Annotated in this window: 15 protein-coding genes; 9 read left to right on the top strand and 6 right to left on the bottom strand. The window is 71.2% G+C overall.

Features of this window, described 5'->3' with window-relative positions; translation table 11 throughout:
* Positions 1 to 40 precede the first annotated feature (40 nt).
* Positions 41 to 1,348 (bottom strand): MDR family MFS transporter, encoded by a 1,308-nt coding sequence (locus ENC19_RS19030; protein WP_164448485.1) that lies wholly within the window; start codon positions 1,346 to 1,348, stop codon positions 41 to 43.
* A gap of 151 nt (positions 1,349 to 1,499) precedes the next feature.
* On the opposite strand from ENC19_RS19030, the gene ENC19_RS19025 reads away from it, so the two are divergent.
* On the top strand, positions 1,500 to 2,267 hold the full coding sequence (locus tag ENC19_RS19025) for a phosphoglyceromutase (RefSeq protein ID WP_164448484.1): 768 nt from the start codon (positions 1,500 to 1,502) through the stop codon (positions 2,265 to 2,267).
* A 60-nt stretch (positions 2,268 to 2,327) separates the two neighbouring features.
* Here ENC19_RS19025 and phoU read toward each other — a convergent pair whose 3' ends face one another.
* Positions 2,328 to 2,978, bottom strand: coding sequence for a phosphate signaling complex protein PhoU (gene phoU / locus ENC19_RS19020; RefSeq protein WP_164448668.1), 651 nt, complete (start codon positions 2,976 to 2,978; stop codon positions 2,328 to 2,330).
* A 201-nt stretch (positions 2,979 to 3,179) separates the two neighbouring features.
* On the opposite strand from phoU, the gene ENC19_RS19015 reads away from it, so the two are divergent.
* Together ENC19_RS19015 and ENC19_RS19010 are read left to right on the top strand one after the other, a co-directional pair.
* Positions 3,180 to 4,418, top strand: coding sequence for an ATP-binding protein (locus tag ENC19_RS19015; protein ID WP_373688930.1), 1,239 nt, complete (start codon positions 3,180 to 3,182; stop codon positions 4,416 to 4,418).
* 57 nt (positions 4,419 to 4,475) lie between these two features.
* Positions 4,476 to 5,159: a response regulator transcription factor gene (locus tag ENC19_RS19010; protein ID WP_093403456.1), complete on the top strand. Its 684-nt coding sequence runs from the start codon at positions 4,476 to 4,478 to the stop codon at positions 5,157 to 5,159.
* A 346-nt stretch (positions 5,160 to 5,505) separates the two neighbouring features.
* Here the strand turns inward: ENC19_RS19010 and ENC19_RS19005 are convergent, their stop codons facing one another.
* A complete protein-coding gene (locus ENC19_RS19005; RefSeq protein WP_164448483.1) occupies positions 5,506 to 6,315 on the bottom strand; it encodes a hypothetical protein in 810 nt (269 codons plus the stop codon).
* Between the two features lie 72 nt (positions 6,316 to 6,387).
* On the opposite strand from ENC19_RS19005, the gene ENC19_RS19000 reads away from it, so the two are divergent.
* Entirely contained in the window at positions 6,388 to 7,332 is a 945-nt protein-coding gene (locus ENC19_RS19000; RefSeq protein ID WP_164448482.1) for a Ppx/GppA phosphatase family protein, read from the top strand.
* Between the two features lie 75 nt (positions 7,333 to 7,407).
* Entirely contained in the window at positions 7,408 to 8,214 is an 807-nt protein-coding gene (locus tag ENC19_RS18995) for a sugar phosphate isomerase/epimerase family protein (protein WP_216592841.1), read from the top strand.
* A gap of 31 nt (positions 8,215 to 8,245) precedes the next feature.
* Here the strand turns inward: ENC19_RS18995 and ENC19_RS18990 are convergent, their stop codons facing one another.
* The 3 genes from ENC19_RS18990 to ENC19_RS18980 are packed head-to-tail and all read right to left on the bottom strand — an operon-like array spanning position 8,246 to position 10,233.
* Positions 8,246 to 8,803: a CGNR zinc finger domain-containing protein gene (locus ENC19_RS18990; RefSeq protein WP_164448481.1), complete on the bottom strand. Its 558-nt coding sequence runs from the start codon at positions 8,801 to 8,803 to the stop codon at positions 8,246 to 8,248.
* Positions 8,804 to 8,821: 18 nt separating this feature from the next.
* Complete coding sequence (locus tag ENC19_RS18985; RefSeq protein WP_164448480.1) at positions 8,822 to 9,988, bottom strand: glutathionylspermidine synthase family protein; 1,167 nt, start codon at positions 9,986 to 9,988, stop codon at positions 8,822 to 8,824.
* Between the two features lie 2 nt (positions 9,989 to 9,990).
* Entirely contained in the window at positions 9,991 to 10,233 is a 243-nt protein-coding gene (locus ENC19_RS18980) for a hypothetical protein (protein ID WP_164448479.1), read from the bottom strand.
* A gap of 135 nt (positions 10,234 to 10,368) precedes the next feature.
* On the opposite strand from ENC19_RS18980, the gene ENC19_RS18975 reads away from it, so the two are divergent.
* The 4 genes from ENC19_RS18975 (at position 10,369) to ENC19_RS18960 (ending at position 14,244) form a co-directional block, all read left to right on the top strand.
* Positions 10,369 to 11,289 (top strand): proline dehydrogenase family protein, encoded by a 921-nt coding sequence (locus ENC19_RS18975; protein ID WP_164448478.1) that lies wholly within the window; start codon positions 10,369 to 10,371, stop codon positions 11,287 to 11,289.
* A 91-nt stretch (positions 11,290 to 11,380) separates the two neighbouring features.
* Positions 11,381 to 12,181, top strand: coding sequence for an alpha/beta fold hydrolase (locus ENC19_RS18970; RefSeq protein WP_164448477.1), 801 nt, complete (start codon positions 11,381 to 11,383; stop codon positions 12,179 to 12,181).
* Complete coding sequence (locus tag ENC19_RS18965) at positions 12,174 to 12,761, top strand: TetR/AcrR family transcriptional regulator (protein WP_164448476.1); 588 nt, start codon at positions 12,174 to 12,176, stop codon at positions 12,759 to 12,761. The genes ENC19_RS18970 and ENC19_RS18965 overlap by 8 nt, the downstream gene beginning before the upstream one ends.
* 232 nt (positions 12,762 to 12,993) lie before the next feature.
* Positions 12,994 to 14,244: a M1 family metallopeptidase gene (locus tag ENC19_RS18960; protein ID WP_164448475.1), complete on the top strand. Its 1,251-nt coding sequence runs from the start codon at positions 12,994 to 12,996 to the stop codon at positions 14,242 to 14,244.
* Positions 14,245 to 14,273: the final 29 nt, after the last annotated feature.

The following is a 14,273-nucleotide window of genomic DNA, read 5'->3' as shown; positions in this document are numbered from 1 at the left end:
GCCCGGATCGCCGGACCGGAGCGGCGCCGGGTGGCGCGGCTCACCCCCGCGAGGTGGCCACCGGCTCGGCGGCCTGCGGTGCGGCGGGCTGCGGTGCGGTCGACTGCACCGTCACCACGGGGGCCGCACCGGCGGTACGCAGGGCGACGGCACGCCGCTCCCGCGCCGGTCCGGACAGTAGGTGGCCCACCGCCATCACCAGACCGATCACGGCGCAGCCGGCCCAGAGAGTCGCGTTGCCGGCCTGCTCCCGCACCAGCCCGCCGAGGATCGGCGCCGCCGCTCCGGCCAGTTGCCAGGAGAGCGAGAAGACGCCCTGGTAGCGACCGCGTAGTTCGGCGGGGGAGAGCTCGGCGATGAGGGTGGCGTTGGACGGCGAGTTGAGCATCTCGCCGAGGGTCCAGATCAGCACCGTGACGGCGTAGAACCAGGCGACCTCGGCGAACGCGGTCAACCCGAAGCCCACGCCCATCACCACCGCGGCCAGGGCGAGCACGTGTGACCGGCTGCGTCCCTTGATCAGCCGAGGCACGAAGAGTTGACCGGCCACGATCAGCACGCCGTTGAGTGCGATCACCGACCCGTACGTGGCGGGGCTCAGGCCGGAGTCGGCCATCGCGATCGGCAGCATCGAGATGTGCTGAAGGAAGACCAGCGCCCCGAGCAGGTTCAGGGCGACGAAGCCGAGGTACACCCGGTCGGTCAGGATGGTCCGCAGGGCTTTCGCCGGCACGCCGCCGCGTGGCATGCCGACGGTGATCGTCCGGGTCTCCTTGACCTTCACGAAGATGATCAGCGCGGTGACCACGGTGGTGGCCGCATTGACCACGAAGAGCAGCAGGTAACCGGCCTGCGCGGCGAACCCGGCCAGCACGGCGGCGCAGGCGAACCCGAGGTTGATCGCCCAGTAGTTGAGCGAGAAGGCCCGCAGCCGGTCCCGCTCCGGCACCACGTCGATCATCATGGCACCGAACGCCGGGCGGGCCGCCTCGGCGAAGAGGCCGAGCAGCAACGCGCCCGCCGCGACCGTCCACAGGTCACGCGCGAAGCCCAGGGCGAGCATCATCGTCGCGGCGCCGAGATGGGCGGTGAGCAGGGTCGGCCGGCGACCCCACCGGTCGGTCAGGGTGCCGCCGGCGGTGGTGCCGACCGCACCGCCGACGCCCCAGGCGCCGAGCACCAGACCGGCCTGCGAGGCGGAGAAGCCGCGTTCCTGGGTCAGGTAGATGGCGAGGAAGACCAGGACGAACGAGCCGAGCCGATTGATCAGCGTGCCCGTCCAGAGGTACCAGAAGGTCCTCGGTAGCCCACCCGTGGTGTCCCGGAACCAACCCCGTATCGCGCGCACGCCGGCGCCCCCGTTTCCGTAATGCCTGATGATCTATTGGATCCTTACCAACCTAGTGGTGTGCCGGAATCAAGGTCACCCGCATTTCCACGTGTTGGTCGTCACCACCCTTCGCGCGCGTGCCCCAGCGGGTTGCGGCAGGATGATCGGCATGACAGCTAGCGAGGGACCCACCGTCGGGACGCTGGTCCTGCTGCGCCACGGCGAGAGCGACTGGAACGCCAAGAACCTCTTCACCGGCTGGGTCGACGTCGACCTGACCGCGAAGGGGGAGGACGAGGCGCGTCGCGGCGGCGAGCTGCTGCGCGAGCACGGCCTGCTGCCGGACGTGGTGCACACCAGTGTGCTGCGCCGCGCCATCCGGACCGCCGAGTTGGCGTTGAACGCCGCCGACCGGCACTGGATCGCGGTGCGCCGGTCGTGGCGGCTCAACGAGCGCCACTACGGCGCGTTGCAGGGCAAGAACAAGAAGCAGACCCTGGATGAGTACGGCGAGGAGCAGTTCATGCTCTGGCGTCGCTCGTACGACACCCCGCCGCCGCCGATCGCGGACGACGACGAGTGGTCGCAGGTCGGCGACCCGCGGTACGCGTTGCTGCCGACCGAGCTGATGCCGCGTACCGAGTGTCTGAAGGACGTCGTCGAGCGGATGCTGCCGTACTGGTACGACTCGGTCGTGCCGGACATCCTGGCCGGCCGCACGGTGCTGGTGGCCGCGCACGGCAACTCGCTGCGGGCGCTGGTCAAGCACCTGGACCAGATCAGTGACGAGGCGATCGCGAAGCTCAACATCCCCACCGGGATTCCGCTCCGCTACGACCTGGACCCGCTGCTGCGTCCCCAGACGCTGGGCGGGACCTACCTCGACCCGGAGGCCGCCAAGGAGGCTGCCGCCGCCGTGGCCAACCAGGGCCGCTGAGCCGGCCGAGCCCGATTGTCGGAAGGGCCCCCTGCGTTGACCGGGGCCCTTCCTCGCGCCTCAGGGGGAGGTGACCGGTTCGCCGGTGATCAGGTAGACCACGTGTTCGGCGCTGTTGACGGCGTGGTCGGCGAAGCGCTCGTAGAAGCGACCCAGCAGGGTGGCGTCGATGGCGGTCTCCACGCCGTACGGCCAGTCCGCGCCGAGCAGCACCCCGAACAACCCCTTGTGCAGCTCGTCCATGGCGTCGTCGTCGCGGTCCAGCTCGGCGGCGAGATCGGCGTCGGGGTGGGCCAGCACCGAGGCGATCTTCTCGGCCATCCGGTCGGCGATGCCGGCCATGTCCGTGAAGACCGGACGCAACTCGGCCGGCACGGCCGGGGACGGGTGCCGGCGCAACGCGGTCTTGGCGACGTGGTCGGCCAGGTCACCCATCCGTTCCAGATCGGCGGCCACGTGCAGCGCGGTGATCATGGCGCGTAGGTCGGAGGCGACCGGTGCCTGGCGGGCCAGCAGGTCGCAGACCCGCTCCTCCACCTGACGGTACAGTCCGTCGATCTCCGCGTCCCGCTCGATGACGGACTCGGCCGCCCGGCGATCGGCGGTGAGCAGGGCCCGGGTCGCCTGTCGCAGCGCCGCCCGAACTCCCTCGGCCATCTCGACAAGCAGTTGGCTGACGGCCTCAAGTTCGGCCCGGAACTCGTCGCGCATTCTCACGTCCTGTCCATCGGGGCCGGCGATCCCGCCGGCGGGTGTTCGCGCAGGTACGCCCGCCAAGCTATGACTCCCGGGCGGACCGGAGGTGAACGCTGATGAACTGCGCCGGACGCGCGGGTGAACTTTCCCGGAAGTGAGAGTGCTTCGTCCTGTTCTGGGCGATAGCCAGGTTAACAATGACCCTACGATCGCCGAGTGACGTGGGCGGTGACGGTGGGTGTGGCGGCGGCCCTGGTGGTCGGGGTGGTCGCCGGCCTTTGGTTGTCCCGCATGGTCCCGTTCGGCAAGGGGAGGCTCGCGATCGTCGACGAAGTGCAGGTCGGGCTCGGCCGCCGCGCGATCGATTCGCTGCGCGCGGGAGTCGTGGTGCTCGACGCGGACGATGTGCCCGTACTTGTCAATCCGGCCGCGCGGGCGATGGGGCTGCTGCGGACCGGTGGCCGACCAGGTTCGATCATGGCGCATCCGCTGGTCCGTACCCTGGCGGGGCAGGTACGGCGCACCGGTGTGCGGCGCGAGATCGAGCTCGACCTGCCCCGGGGCCGCGACAACGCCGGAGAGAACCCGCTCGGTGTGCACCTGCGGGCGATGGGACTGGGCAACGGCTACATCGTGGTGGAAGCGGCCGACGTGACCGAGTCACACCGGTTGGCCCGGGTACGCCGCGACTTCGTGGCCAACGTCAGCCACGAACTGAAGACTCCGATCGGTGCGTTGCAGTTGCTCGCCGAGGCGCTGCTGGACGCCACCGAGCCGGCCGGTGAGGGTCGGCCGGATCTCTCCGAGGACCTGGTCGCCGCCCGGCGGTTCGCCGAGCGGATCCAGCACGAGTCGACCCGGTTGGGGCGGCTGGTGCAGGAGCTGCTGGAGTTGACCCGGCTTCAGGGCGCCGAACCGCAGCCGGCTCCCGAGCCGGTCGCGGTGGACTGGGTGATCTCCGAGGTGATCGACCGCACCCGGACCGCCGCCGCGGCCCGCCGGATCGAGGTGACCGTCGAGGCGGAGCGGGGCCTGACCGTGTACGGCAGCGACAACCAGCTCGCCACGGCGGTGGCGAATCTGGTGGAGAACGCCCTGAACTACTCCGGCGAGGACACCACGGTTCGGATCGCCGCCCGGACCGCCGGGGAGCAGGTGGAGATCGCCGTCACCGACCAGGGCATCGGCATCGCCCCCACCGACGTCGACCGCATCTTCGAACGGTTCTACCGGGCCGACCAGGCGCGGTCGCGAGCGACCGGCGGCACCGGCCTCGGGCTGGCGATCGTCAAGCACATCGCGAGCAACCATGGCGGCCGGGTGGAGGTGGCGAGCACTCTTGGTGGTGGGTCGACGTTCACTCTCCGGCTGCCCGCCCGTCCGCCGGACGACCTGCTGGCGACACTGCCACCTGCTGGGATCGAGGCCGGTCCGGCCGAGCTCCGGCAGGTCTGAACCGCACCTGGATCAGGCTGGGCGCCCGCCCGGTCCGACCGATGAAAGGAAACGCCGTTGAGTCGCGTTCTGGTGGTCGAGGACGAGGAGTCGTTCTCGGACGCACTGTCGTACATGCTCCGCAAGGAGGGGTTCGAGGTCTCCGTGGCCGCCACGGGGACGTCGGCCCTCACCGAGTTCGACCGGACCGGCGCCGACATCGTCCTGCTCGACCTGATGCTGCCGGAGATGTCCGGTACCGAGGTCTGCCGGCAGCTGCGCCAGCGCTCGCACGTGCCGATCATCATGGTCACCGCTCGGGACAGTGAGATCGACAAGGTGGTCGGCCTGGAGATCGGGGCCGACGACTACGTGACCAAGCCGTACTCGCCCCGGGAGCTGGTCGCCCGGATCCGCGCGGTGCTGCGCCGGCAGAGCCCGGAGGCGCCCGAGTCGGGCGCGCCGACGCTGGCCGCCGGTCCGGTCCGGATGGACATCGAGCGGCACGTGGTGACCGTCGACGGCGGTGCGGTGCAGTTGCCGCTCAAGGAGTTCGAGCTGCTCGAACTGTTGCTCCGCAACGCGGGTCGGGTGCTCACCCGGGGCCAGTTGATCGACCGCGTCTGGGGTGCCGACTACGTCGGTGACACGAAGACGCTCGACGTGCACGTGAAGCGGCTGCGCTCGAAGATCGAACCGGAGCCCTCCACCCCGCGCCACATCGTCACGGTGCGCGGTCTCGGCTACAAGTTCGAGCCCTGATCGGACCGGCCGTACCCGCTCCTGACCGCCGTCGTTGATGACGGCCTGTCACGACCTGGTGTAGTTGCGTTGCGTAACCGCACAGCCGCCTACCCAGTGCTCTGTTCCGCTCCTTTGCTCTGCTTACGTATACGCACAACTCGCTGACCAGGACTTATGTGGTCGCTTCGCGGCTGACGTGCGCAACGCCGACCACGCAGAGCTACCTGTGCGTATAGGTAAGCAGAGCAAAGGCGGCGAGGGGGTTGGTCGGGTCGGATGCGGATGGTTACCCGGTGTGAGAGCTTGTTTGCCTCGGCGCGTGGCCAGGCCGACCGGCGGGTGGACTCCGCGTGACGCCCGCGCGTCAGGCGCCGTCGGCCGGGTGCGGGGCGACGAGGCCCTGCCGGGTCCGCGCCGCGCACAGTTCGGCCAGTTTCGCGTACGCGGGCTCGCCGACGAGCGCGGTCAGCTCCGGGGCGTACGACAGGTACATCGGGTCGGCACCGACGTGCGCGTCGGTGGAGGAGGTGCACCACCAGTCGAGGTCGTGCCCGCCGGCACCCCAGCCGCGCCGGTCGAACTCGGCAAGCGTGGACACCAGCACCTTCGTGTTGTCCGGGCGCTTCACCCACTCCTGGTCCCGGCGGACCGGCAGCTGCCAGCACACATCCGGCTTGTACTCCAGCGGATGCGCCCCGTCGCGCAACGCCTGGGCGTGCAGTGCACAGCCGCCCCCGCCCGGGAAGTCCGCGTCGTTGAGGAAGACGCAGGGCCCGTCGGCATCGCGGGTGGCGGTACGCCGGGCCGGTGTCTTGCCGTCGACGGTGTCGTTCGCCGTCCAGTTCTTGAACCCACGCCGATAGTGCTGCCAGGTCTGCGGGGTCAGCCGCTTCGCCGCGGCGCGTACCCGCGACTCGTCGTCCGAGTCGGTGAAGAACGCACCGTGCGAGCAGCAGCCGTCGGCCGCCCGGCCGGCGATGATGCCGTGGCAGCCCTTGCCGAAGATGCAGGTCCACCGGGACAGCAACCAGGTGAGGTCGGCCCGGATCAGGTGTCGTTCGTCCGCCGGGTCGACGAACTCGATCCACTCCCGGGGGAAGTCCAGCGGCACCTCCCGGCTGCGCGGGTCGGCCGGGTCGTCCACCAGCACACGGAGTTCGATCTGCCCTGTCACCCGGCCAGCGTACGCGTGGTGCGGCGGGCAGGTCGCCGAGTGGCGCGAACCGGGTGGGCCTAGGGTTCTCCCATGCGACTGGGTGTCCTCGACGTCGGTTCCAACACGGTGCACCTGCTGGTGGTCGACGCCCACCGTGGCGCGCACCCGTGGCCGGCGCACTCGGAGAAGGCGGTGCTGCGTCTCGCCGAGCAGATCGGACCGGACGGCGCCCTTCGCGAGGCCGGCGCCGACGCCCTGGTCACGGCGGTGGAGGCGGCGCGTACGTCAGCCGCCGGTCTGGAGGTCGACGACCTGATCGCCTTCGCCACCTCCGCGGTACGCGACGCCACGAACGCGGCGGAGGTGCTTACCCGGGTGCGGGACTCCACCGGGGTACGGCTGGAGGTGCTCTCCGGCGCCGACGAGGCGCGGATGACCTTCCTCGCGGTCCGGCGGTGGTTCGGTTGGTCCGCCGGGCGGCTGCTGGTGCTGGACATCGGTGGCGGCTCGCTGGAGATCGCGGCCGGTATCGACGAGGATCCGGACGTCGCGGTGTCGCTGCCGCTGGGTGCCGGTCGGCTGACCCGGGACCGGCTCGACGTGGATCCGGACAGCACCGCCCCGCCCGCGCCGGAGACGGTGGAGCAGTTGCGGGAGTACGTCGACGCCCACCTCGATCCGGTGGTCGAGCGGATGACCGAGGTGGGCTGGGAACGGTCGGTGGCGACCTCCAAGACGTTCCGTACGCTGGCCCGGCTCGCCGGTGCGGCACCCAGCGGGGCCGGGCTCTGGGCCCGCCGCCGGCTCACCCGGTCCGGGCTGCGACAGGTGCTCGGGTTCATCCGGCACATCCCGCCCGCGCAGCTTGTCGAGCTGGAGGGGGTCAGCGCGGGGCGCGCCCACCAACTGCTGGCCGGTGCCGTCGTCGCCGAGTCGGTGATGCGTCGACTCGGGATCGACGCGCTCGACGTCTGTCCGTGGGCGCTGCGGGAGGGTGTGATCCTCAGCCGACTGGATCGACTGACTCCGGTGTGATGCTGATCGTCCCGGCTGTCTGTTTTGCCGGTTCTCGTCATGATGCCCGACCGCATCCCGGCTACCCTCGATGGCGTGACTTCCCGCGTCCCGGTGCTCCTGTCCAGTTCCTCGGTCTTCCCTGAGCGGACCGCGGCGGCGTTTCAGCTGGCCGCCACGCACGGTTACGACGGCCTTGAGGTGATGGTGTGGACCGACGCGGTCAGCCAGGATGCGGGCGCACTGCGCGGGCTGTCCGATCACTACGGAGTGCCGGTACTCTCCGTGCACGCACCGTGTCTGCTTGTCACGCAGCGGGTGTGGAGCCCCGACCCGTGGGAGCGGCTGCGCCGGGCGGCGGTGCTGGCCGAGACGTTGGAGGCGCCGACCGTCGTGGTGCACCCGCCGTTCACCTGGCAGCGGGAGTACGCACGCGGCTTCGCCGAGGGGCTCGACCGGGTGGCCGGCGAGTTCGGCGGCCTCCGGTTCGCGGTGGAGAACATGTATCCGGTACGGATGGCCGGCCGCCAGTTCGTCCCGTACGTGCCTGGTTGGGATCCCACCGAAGCCGGCTACGCCTCGTACACCCTGGATCTGTCGCACTGCGCGGCCTCGCACAGCGACGCCTTGGCGATGGCCGACCGGATGGGCGACGGGCTGGCCCACGTGCATCTCGGCGACGGCACCGGCGAGGGACGCGACGAGCACCTGGTGCCGGGGCGCGGCAACCAGCCCTGCGCCGAGCTGCTGCGCTCGCTTGCCGGGCGGGGCTTCACCGGTTCGGTGGCGGTGGAGGTGACCACCCGGGGCGCGAAGAGCCGGCAGGTCCGTGAGGCGGACCTGCGCGAGGCGCTGGCCTTCGCCCGGCAGCACCTCAGCACGCCGTCACCGGTCGACGCCTGAGAATCGGGCCGGGACGGCCCGTGATCGCAGGTCAGGGAACCGGCGCCAGCGGGTCCGGCTGGCTGGGCACGGCGGCCCGCTTGCGGGCCCGGTGCGCGGCCACGTGTGAGCGGGTGGCGCAGCGCTCCGAGCAGAACCGCCGGCAGCAGTTCGACGAGGTGTCCAGGTAGACGTTGCCGCAGCGGTCGTCGGCGCAGACGCCGAATCGGGCGCTGCCGTACTCGCACAGCCACACCGACAGGCCCCACACCGCGCCGGCCAGATATTCCGAACTGACCGAGGCGCCCCGGCTGGTCACGTGCATGTGCCAGTCGCTGGAGTCGTGCCCCGAGATGCGCGGCTGCACCGGGAACGCCTCCAGCAGGGAGTTCAGCTCGCTCACCGCCTCGGCGTCGCGCCCCGAGGTGCCGTACTCGAAGACGTCACGCAGCCGCTTCTGCGCGCGCCGGAAGGTCGGCAGGTCCCGTTCCGCGACCTCGTCGCGCATCCACTCCTGGTCGTCGCAGAAGATGGCGCGCAGATCGTCGAGATCGTCCAGGCGCGCGTTGACGAGGTCAACCCCGGTCCGGGCGTACGCGTCGAAGTTCACGCCCCAACGGTAGACGACTCACTGCGGGCGTGGCGCGTCGATGTAGTGCGGCAGGAACCGCGCGTAGCCGTCGGTGATCAGGCTCGCGCTCTCCCGCAGCCCGGCACCCGCCGACTCCCCGTAGACTGTCCAACTGCCCAGCACCAGACGGCTCCCGGCGAATTCGGGCAGCGCCCGGAACTCCTGGTAGCAGTAGCCCTCGTCGCCGTAGTCGCCCGGATTGTTGATCTCGCCACCCGGGGTGACGATCCGCACCGCGGCGCCCTCCCGACCGAGCAGCGGCTTGGCGACGTACTCGGACATGCCGCGCGGCGAGTCGAGGTACGCCGGCAGCAGCAACTCGTGCCCCGGGTACAACTCCCACAGCACGGCCAGCAGCGCTTTGTTGGACAACAGCAGCTTCCAGGCCGGCTCGATCCAGGTGGTCGGGGTGCCCGGCCGCAGCGCCAGTGGGCCGTACGGCTCGGCGAGCATCCACTCCCACGGGTAGAGCTTGAAACAGGTGGTGACCGGGCGGTCGTCGGTGTCGATGAAACGCCGGCCGTCCCAGCCGAGATCCTGGATCGGCAGGAGTTCGACGTCCAGCCCCGCCTGGCGGGCGGTCTCGGCCAGGTAGCCGGCGGTCATGTGGTCCTCGCCGGTCTCCTCCTCGTTCGACCAGACCACGTGCACCCGCCGGTCGTACAGCTCGGCGCCGATCTTCGCCCAGCCGCCCACGAGCCGCTCGTGCAGGCTGTTCCACTGGTCCAGGTCCGGTCGGGTGTGCTCCAGCCAGTACCACTGGATGATGCTCGCCTCGACCAGGGCGGTCGGGGTGTCGGCGTTGTACTCCAGCAGCTTCGGCGGCCAGCTGCCGTCGTACCAGAGGTCGAAGCGGCCGTAGAGGGTCGGCGGCGTCTCCCGCAGCGAGCGGGCGACCGCCTCGGCCGCCCACGCCGGGATGCCGAAATCGGCGTACCGGTTACGCGCCACCACGTGTTCGGCGGCGGCCACCGACATGCGGTGCAGCTCCTCGGTGGCCTCCTCCAGCCGCAGCACCTCGTCCAGCTCGAAGGCGTACGTGGCGGTCTCGTCCCAGTACGACATCACCCCGCCGTCGGGCAGTTCCGTGTCGACGTAGACCAGGCCCTGCTCCCGGATGGTGGTGTCCCAGTCGGGGCGGGGTGTGGTCGTCTCGCGACGCACGCCTAGCCGCCGCAGGAGGCGAGGTGGGTGCCGAAGCCGCCGCGCTCGGGCACGGCCGCGCCGACCGGCTCGGGCGCGGCACGGCCGGCGCCGGTCTCGGCGGCGGGGGCCGGCACCCGCAGGGCCAGGGCCACCGTCTCCCCGCCGCCGGCCGGGCCGAGGGCGCAGTCGTCATCGTCGTCGTCGGAGGTCATGTTGCAGCCGGAGAGGGCGAGCGCCAGCGCGGTGATGGCGCCAAGCTGCACGGAGGCCGATCGGAGTCGGCGGCGAGGGCGTTGTTCCACGACATGGTTGTAACCGATGAACGCCATCCCGTCCGCCCCGGGCCGGGGGGTGACGGGGAAGGTACCTGGCGGTCGGGTGGGCGTTACGCTCGGCTCATGCTCCGTTCCGTCATCCTCGCCGCCTCCCGGTCAACCCGGGTCGAGCGGCTCGTCGCGACGGCCCCGTTCTCCCGGGACGTCGTCCGCCGGTTCGTCGCCGGCGCCAAGACCGACGACGCGTTGCGCGCGACCCGCGAACTCGTCGACGACGGTCTCGCGGTCACCCTCGACAATCTCGGCGAGGACACCGTCACCGGTGAACAGGCCAACGCCACCCGGGACGAGTACCTCACGTTGCTGCGGATGCTCGCCGAGGCGAAGCTGACGCCCGCCGCCGAGGTGAGTGTGAAGCTCTCCGCGCTCGGCCAGGCGTTCGACGAGCAGCTCGCGTACGACAACGCCCGGGCGATCTGCGCTGCCGCCGAGGCGGCGGGCACCACGGTCACCCTGGACATGGAGGACCACACCACCACCGACTCGACCCTGGACATCCTGACCAAGCTCCGCAAGGACCACCCGTCGACCGGCGCGGTGCTGCAGGCCTACCTGCGGCGCACCGAGTCCGACTGTCGCGAGCTGGCGTCGGCCGGGTCGCGGGTGCGGCTGTGCAAGGGCGCGTACCGGGAGCCGGAGTCGGTGGCGTACCAGTCCGCCCGCGAGGTCGACAAGTCCTACGTCCGGTGCCTAAACATCCTGATGTCCGGGGACGGCTATCCGATGCTGGCCACCCACGACCCACGCCTGATCGCGATCGGTGAGGACCGGGCACGCTGGTTCGACCGTGACCCCGACCGCTTCGAGTTCCAGATGCTGTACGGCATCCGCCCCGAGGAGCAGGCCCGCCTGGTCGGCGAGGGTTACACGGTGCGCACCTACGTGCCCTACGGCGACGACTGGTACGGCTATCTGATGCGCCGGCTCGCCGAGCGTCCCGCCAACCTGGCGTTCTTCGCCCGCGCGCTCAGCTCCAGGAAGTAGTCCTCGTCCGTGGCCGCACCGCCGGTCGACAGGGTCGGCGGTGCGGGGCGCAACCTTGACGTTGTTGGCTAATGCCATTAGCCTTCTGGCTATGACAACTAGCTGGGTGGAGCGTGCCGCAGGCCGGATCGCGTACGAGGTGCACGGGCAGGGGCCGCTGGTGGTGCTCGCGCACGGCATGGGGGAGAACCGCGGCTCCTACCGGCATCTGATTCCGCTGCTGGTGGCGGCGGGCTACCAGGTCGCCTCGGTCGACGTACGCGGGCACGGCGACTCCAGCGCCGACTGGCCCTCGTACGCGCCGGTGGAGGTGGGCGGCGACCTGCTCGCGGTGGTTCGTGAGCTGGGCGGCGGACCGGCCGTCCTGGTGGGCAACTCGTCGAGCGCCGCGGCCGTGGTCTTCGCCGCCGCCGACGCGCCGGACCTGGTCAACGGGATCGTGCTGGTCGGCGCGTTCGTCAACCAGCCGAGGCTCAACCCCTTCCTGCGGCTGGCGCAGACCGTGGTGCTGCGCAGTCCACGGCTGTTCGGCCTGTTCCACCGCACGCTCTTTCCCGTGCACCGGCCGACCGACGACGCGCAGTACCGCCGGCAGCTGGTGGCGGCGCTGCGCCGCCCCGGCCGGATGGCGCCCGTGCGCGGAGTGATCCATCCGGTGCGGCCGCACTGGACCACCCGCGCCCCGCAGGTGCGCCAGCCGGTGCTGGTGCTGATGGGCACGAAGGACCCCGACTTCCCGGACCCGGGCGCCGAGGCGCGGGCCGCCCGGCGGCTGTTCCCGGTCGCCGAGGCACGGATGATCACCGACGCCGGGCACTATCCGCACGCCGACCGTCCGGAGGCGATGGCGGCGGAACTGGTCGGCTTCCTGGCGGCGGCGAACCGTGCCTAGGGCCGGGCTCAACGCGCAGGTGGTGGTGCGCGAGGCGGCCCGGCTCGTCGACGAGGTCGGATACCACCGGCTCACCCTCGCCGCGTTGGCGAACCGGCTCGGCGTGGCGCTGCCGAGCCTCTACAAGCACATCAAGGGCGTCGAGGCGCTCACGCAGCAACTGTCCGCGCTGGCCACCGCCGAGATCGCCGACGAGATGACCACGGCCGCCGCCGGCCGTAGCGGCGAGGACGCGCTGCGGTCCGTCGCCGCTGCCTACCGCTCGTACGCCCGGCGGCACCCCGGCCGCTATCCGGCCACCCAGCGGGTACCGGATCCGGCCGACCCGGCGCACCTGGCCGCCGGGGAGCGGGCGGTCGGCGTGGTCTACGCCATTCTGCGGGGGTACGGCATCCACGGCGACGCCGCGGTGGACGGAGTCCGGATGTTCCGCGCGGCCGTGCACGGCTTCGTCGCACTGGAGGCGGCCGGTGGCTTCGGGTTGCCCCGGGAACTCGACCGTTCCTTCGACCAGATGATCGCCGCGTTGGGCGTGGCGTTCTCGTCCTGGCCCGAATCGAGGGCGCCCGGTCCTGCCTGAACGTACCGACCGGGACGGCGTCGGTCGATCGCCCTTCCGTCGGCGCCACCGCAGGCCGTACCCTTCGCCGGTGGATCACGGGGGCCCTGTGGGCAGCGATCAGCCAGCGCCGACCGGTGCGACACCGGAAGGGGATACGGCGGAGCCGGCGTCTGCTCCGGCGGTGGAGGGGCCGCCCGCCGGTCCGGAGACCGAAAGCCGGCGACGTCGACGGTGGCCACTGTGGACCGCCATGGTCGCGGCGCTGCTGACCCTGAGTGTCGGCGTTCCGGTGGTGCTGCTGGCCGGCGGAGCGTCCGATGTCGAGGTCGGTGAGCCGGCGACCGCCGCCTCGCCGACGGAGAACCCGACCACGGCCGCCGCCCGACAGGTCGCCGAACGGATCACCGCGCAACTCGACAAGCAGGCCGCCGCCCTGCTCGGTGGTGACCGGTCAGCGTTCGCCGCGATCGCGGCCACGGCGGTACGCCCCGAGCTGCGTCGTCGGTTCGACGCGCTCAGGGCCCTACGGGTCACGCACTGGCAGGGGCGGCCGAGTGGCCTGCCCACCTCCGCGGGTCGGGCGGGCGAGTGGCGGGTGTCGATCGAGTTCCGGTACTGCTTCGTCGTACCGAACTGTCAACCGAGCCCGATGGTGGTCGAGACCCGGTGGCGCGACGGTGCGGAACCCCGGCTGCTCACCCTGCTCAAGTCGAAGTCCTCAGCAACCGTCAACGGCCGCTACAACGGCCAGCCCGGTGCTTTGCCCTGGGAGGTCAGCAAGCTGGCCGTTCTGGTCGGGAAGCGGGTGATGGTGGCCAGCACGCCGGCCCACCGCGACCGGTTGCCGGGCCTGCTGAAGCGGGCCGAGGCGGCGGCGAAGGTGGCGGACACCTACGTCGTGACCGGCACGGCACCCGACCTGTACCGCGTCTTCTACGCCGGGCGCAAGGAGTGGGAACGGTGGTACGGCGGTGACCAACCGGAATGGGGCGCGGGGTACGCAATCAACGTCGGCGGCGGGCACCACGAGGTGGTGCTGGCGCCCGAGACGCTCGACTACGGTCCCGGGCTCGACGAGCTGCTCCGCCACGAGCTGGCCCACACCGCCTCGCTGCCCGACAAGGACTACTGGGACAACTCGGCCTGGTGGCTGATCGAGGGGCTGGCGGAGCACGCCGGTGCCGACGGCCAGTCGGTCGCGCGGTACGAGGGGCTGGTGCCCACCCGACGGCTGGTGCAGGACGACTGGAACGGCAAGCTGGACAAGCTCATGCCCGCCGACGACGCACCCCACGAGCAGGTTGCGGGCAACTACGGGATCGCGTACCTCGCCTTCCGGCATCTGGTCGACCGCTTCGGCGAGGAGCGGGCCTTCGCCTTCTTCAAGGCGGTGGTGTACGACCTGCGGCCACCGGCGCAGACCACCGAGGAGATCTTCGGTCAGTCCTGGGCGAGCCTGCGCAAGGAGTGCGCCGCGTACGTCCGCAAGGCCGTGCGCTGACCTGGGGCCCTGGCAGGGCCGACATCGAC

This window comes from Verrucosispora sioxanthis, assembly GCF_010560025.1.
Classification (GTDB): Bacteria; Actinomycetota; Actinomycetes; order Mycobacteriales; family Micromonosporaceae; genus Micromonospora; species Micromonospora palythoicola.
The sequence above is the reverse complement of the archived record's forward strand: the minus strand, read 5'-3'. Positions and strand labels throughout refer to the sequence as shown.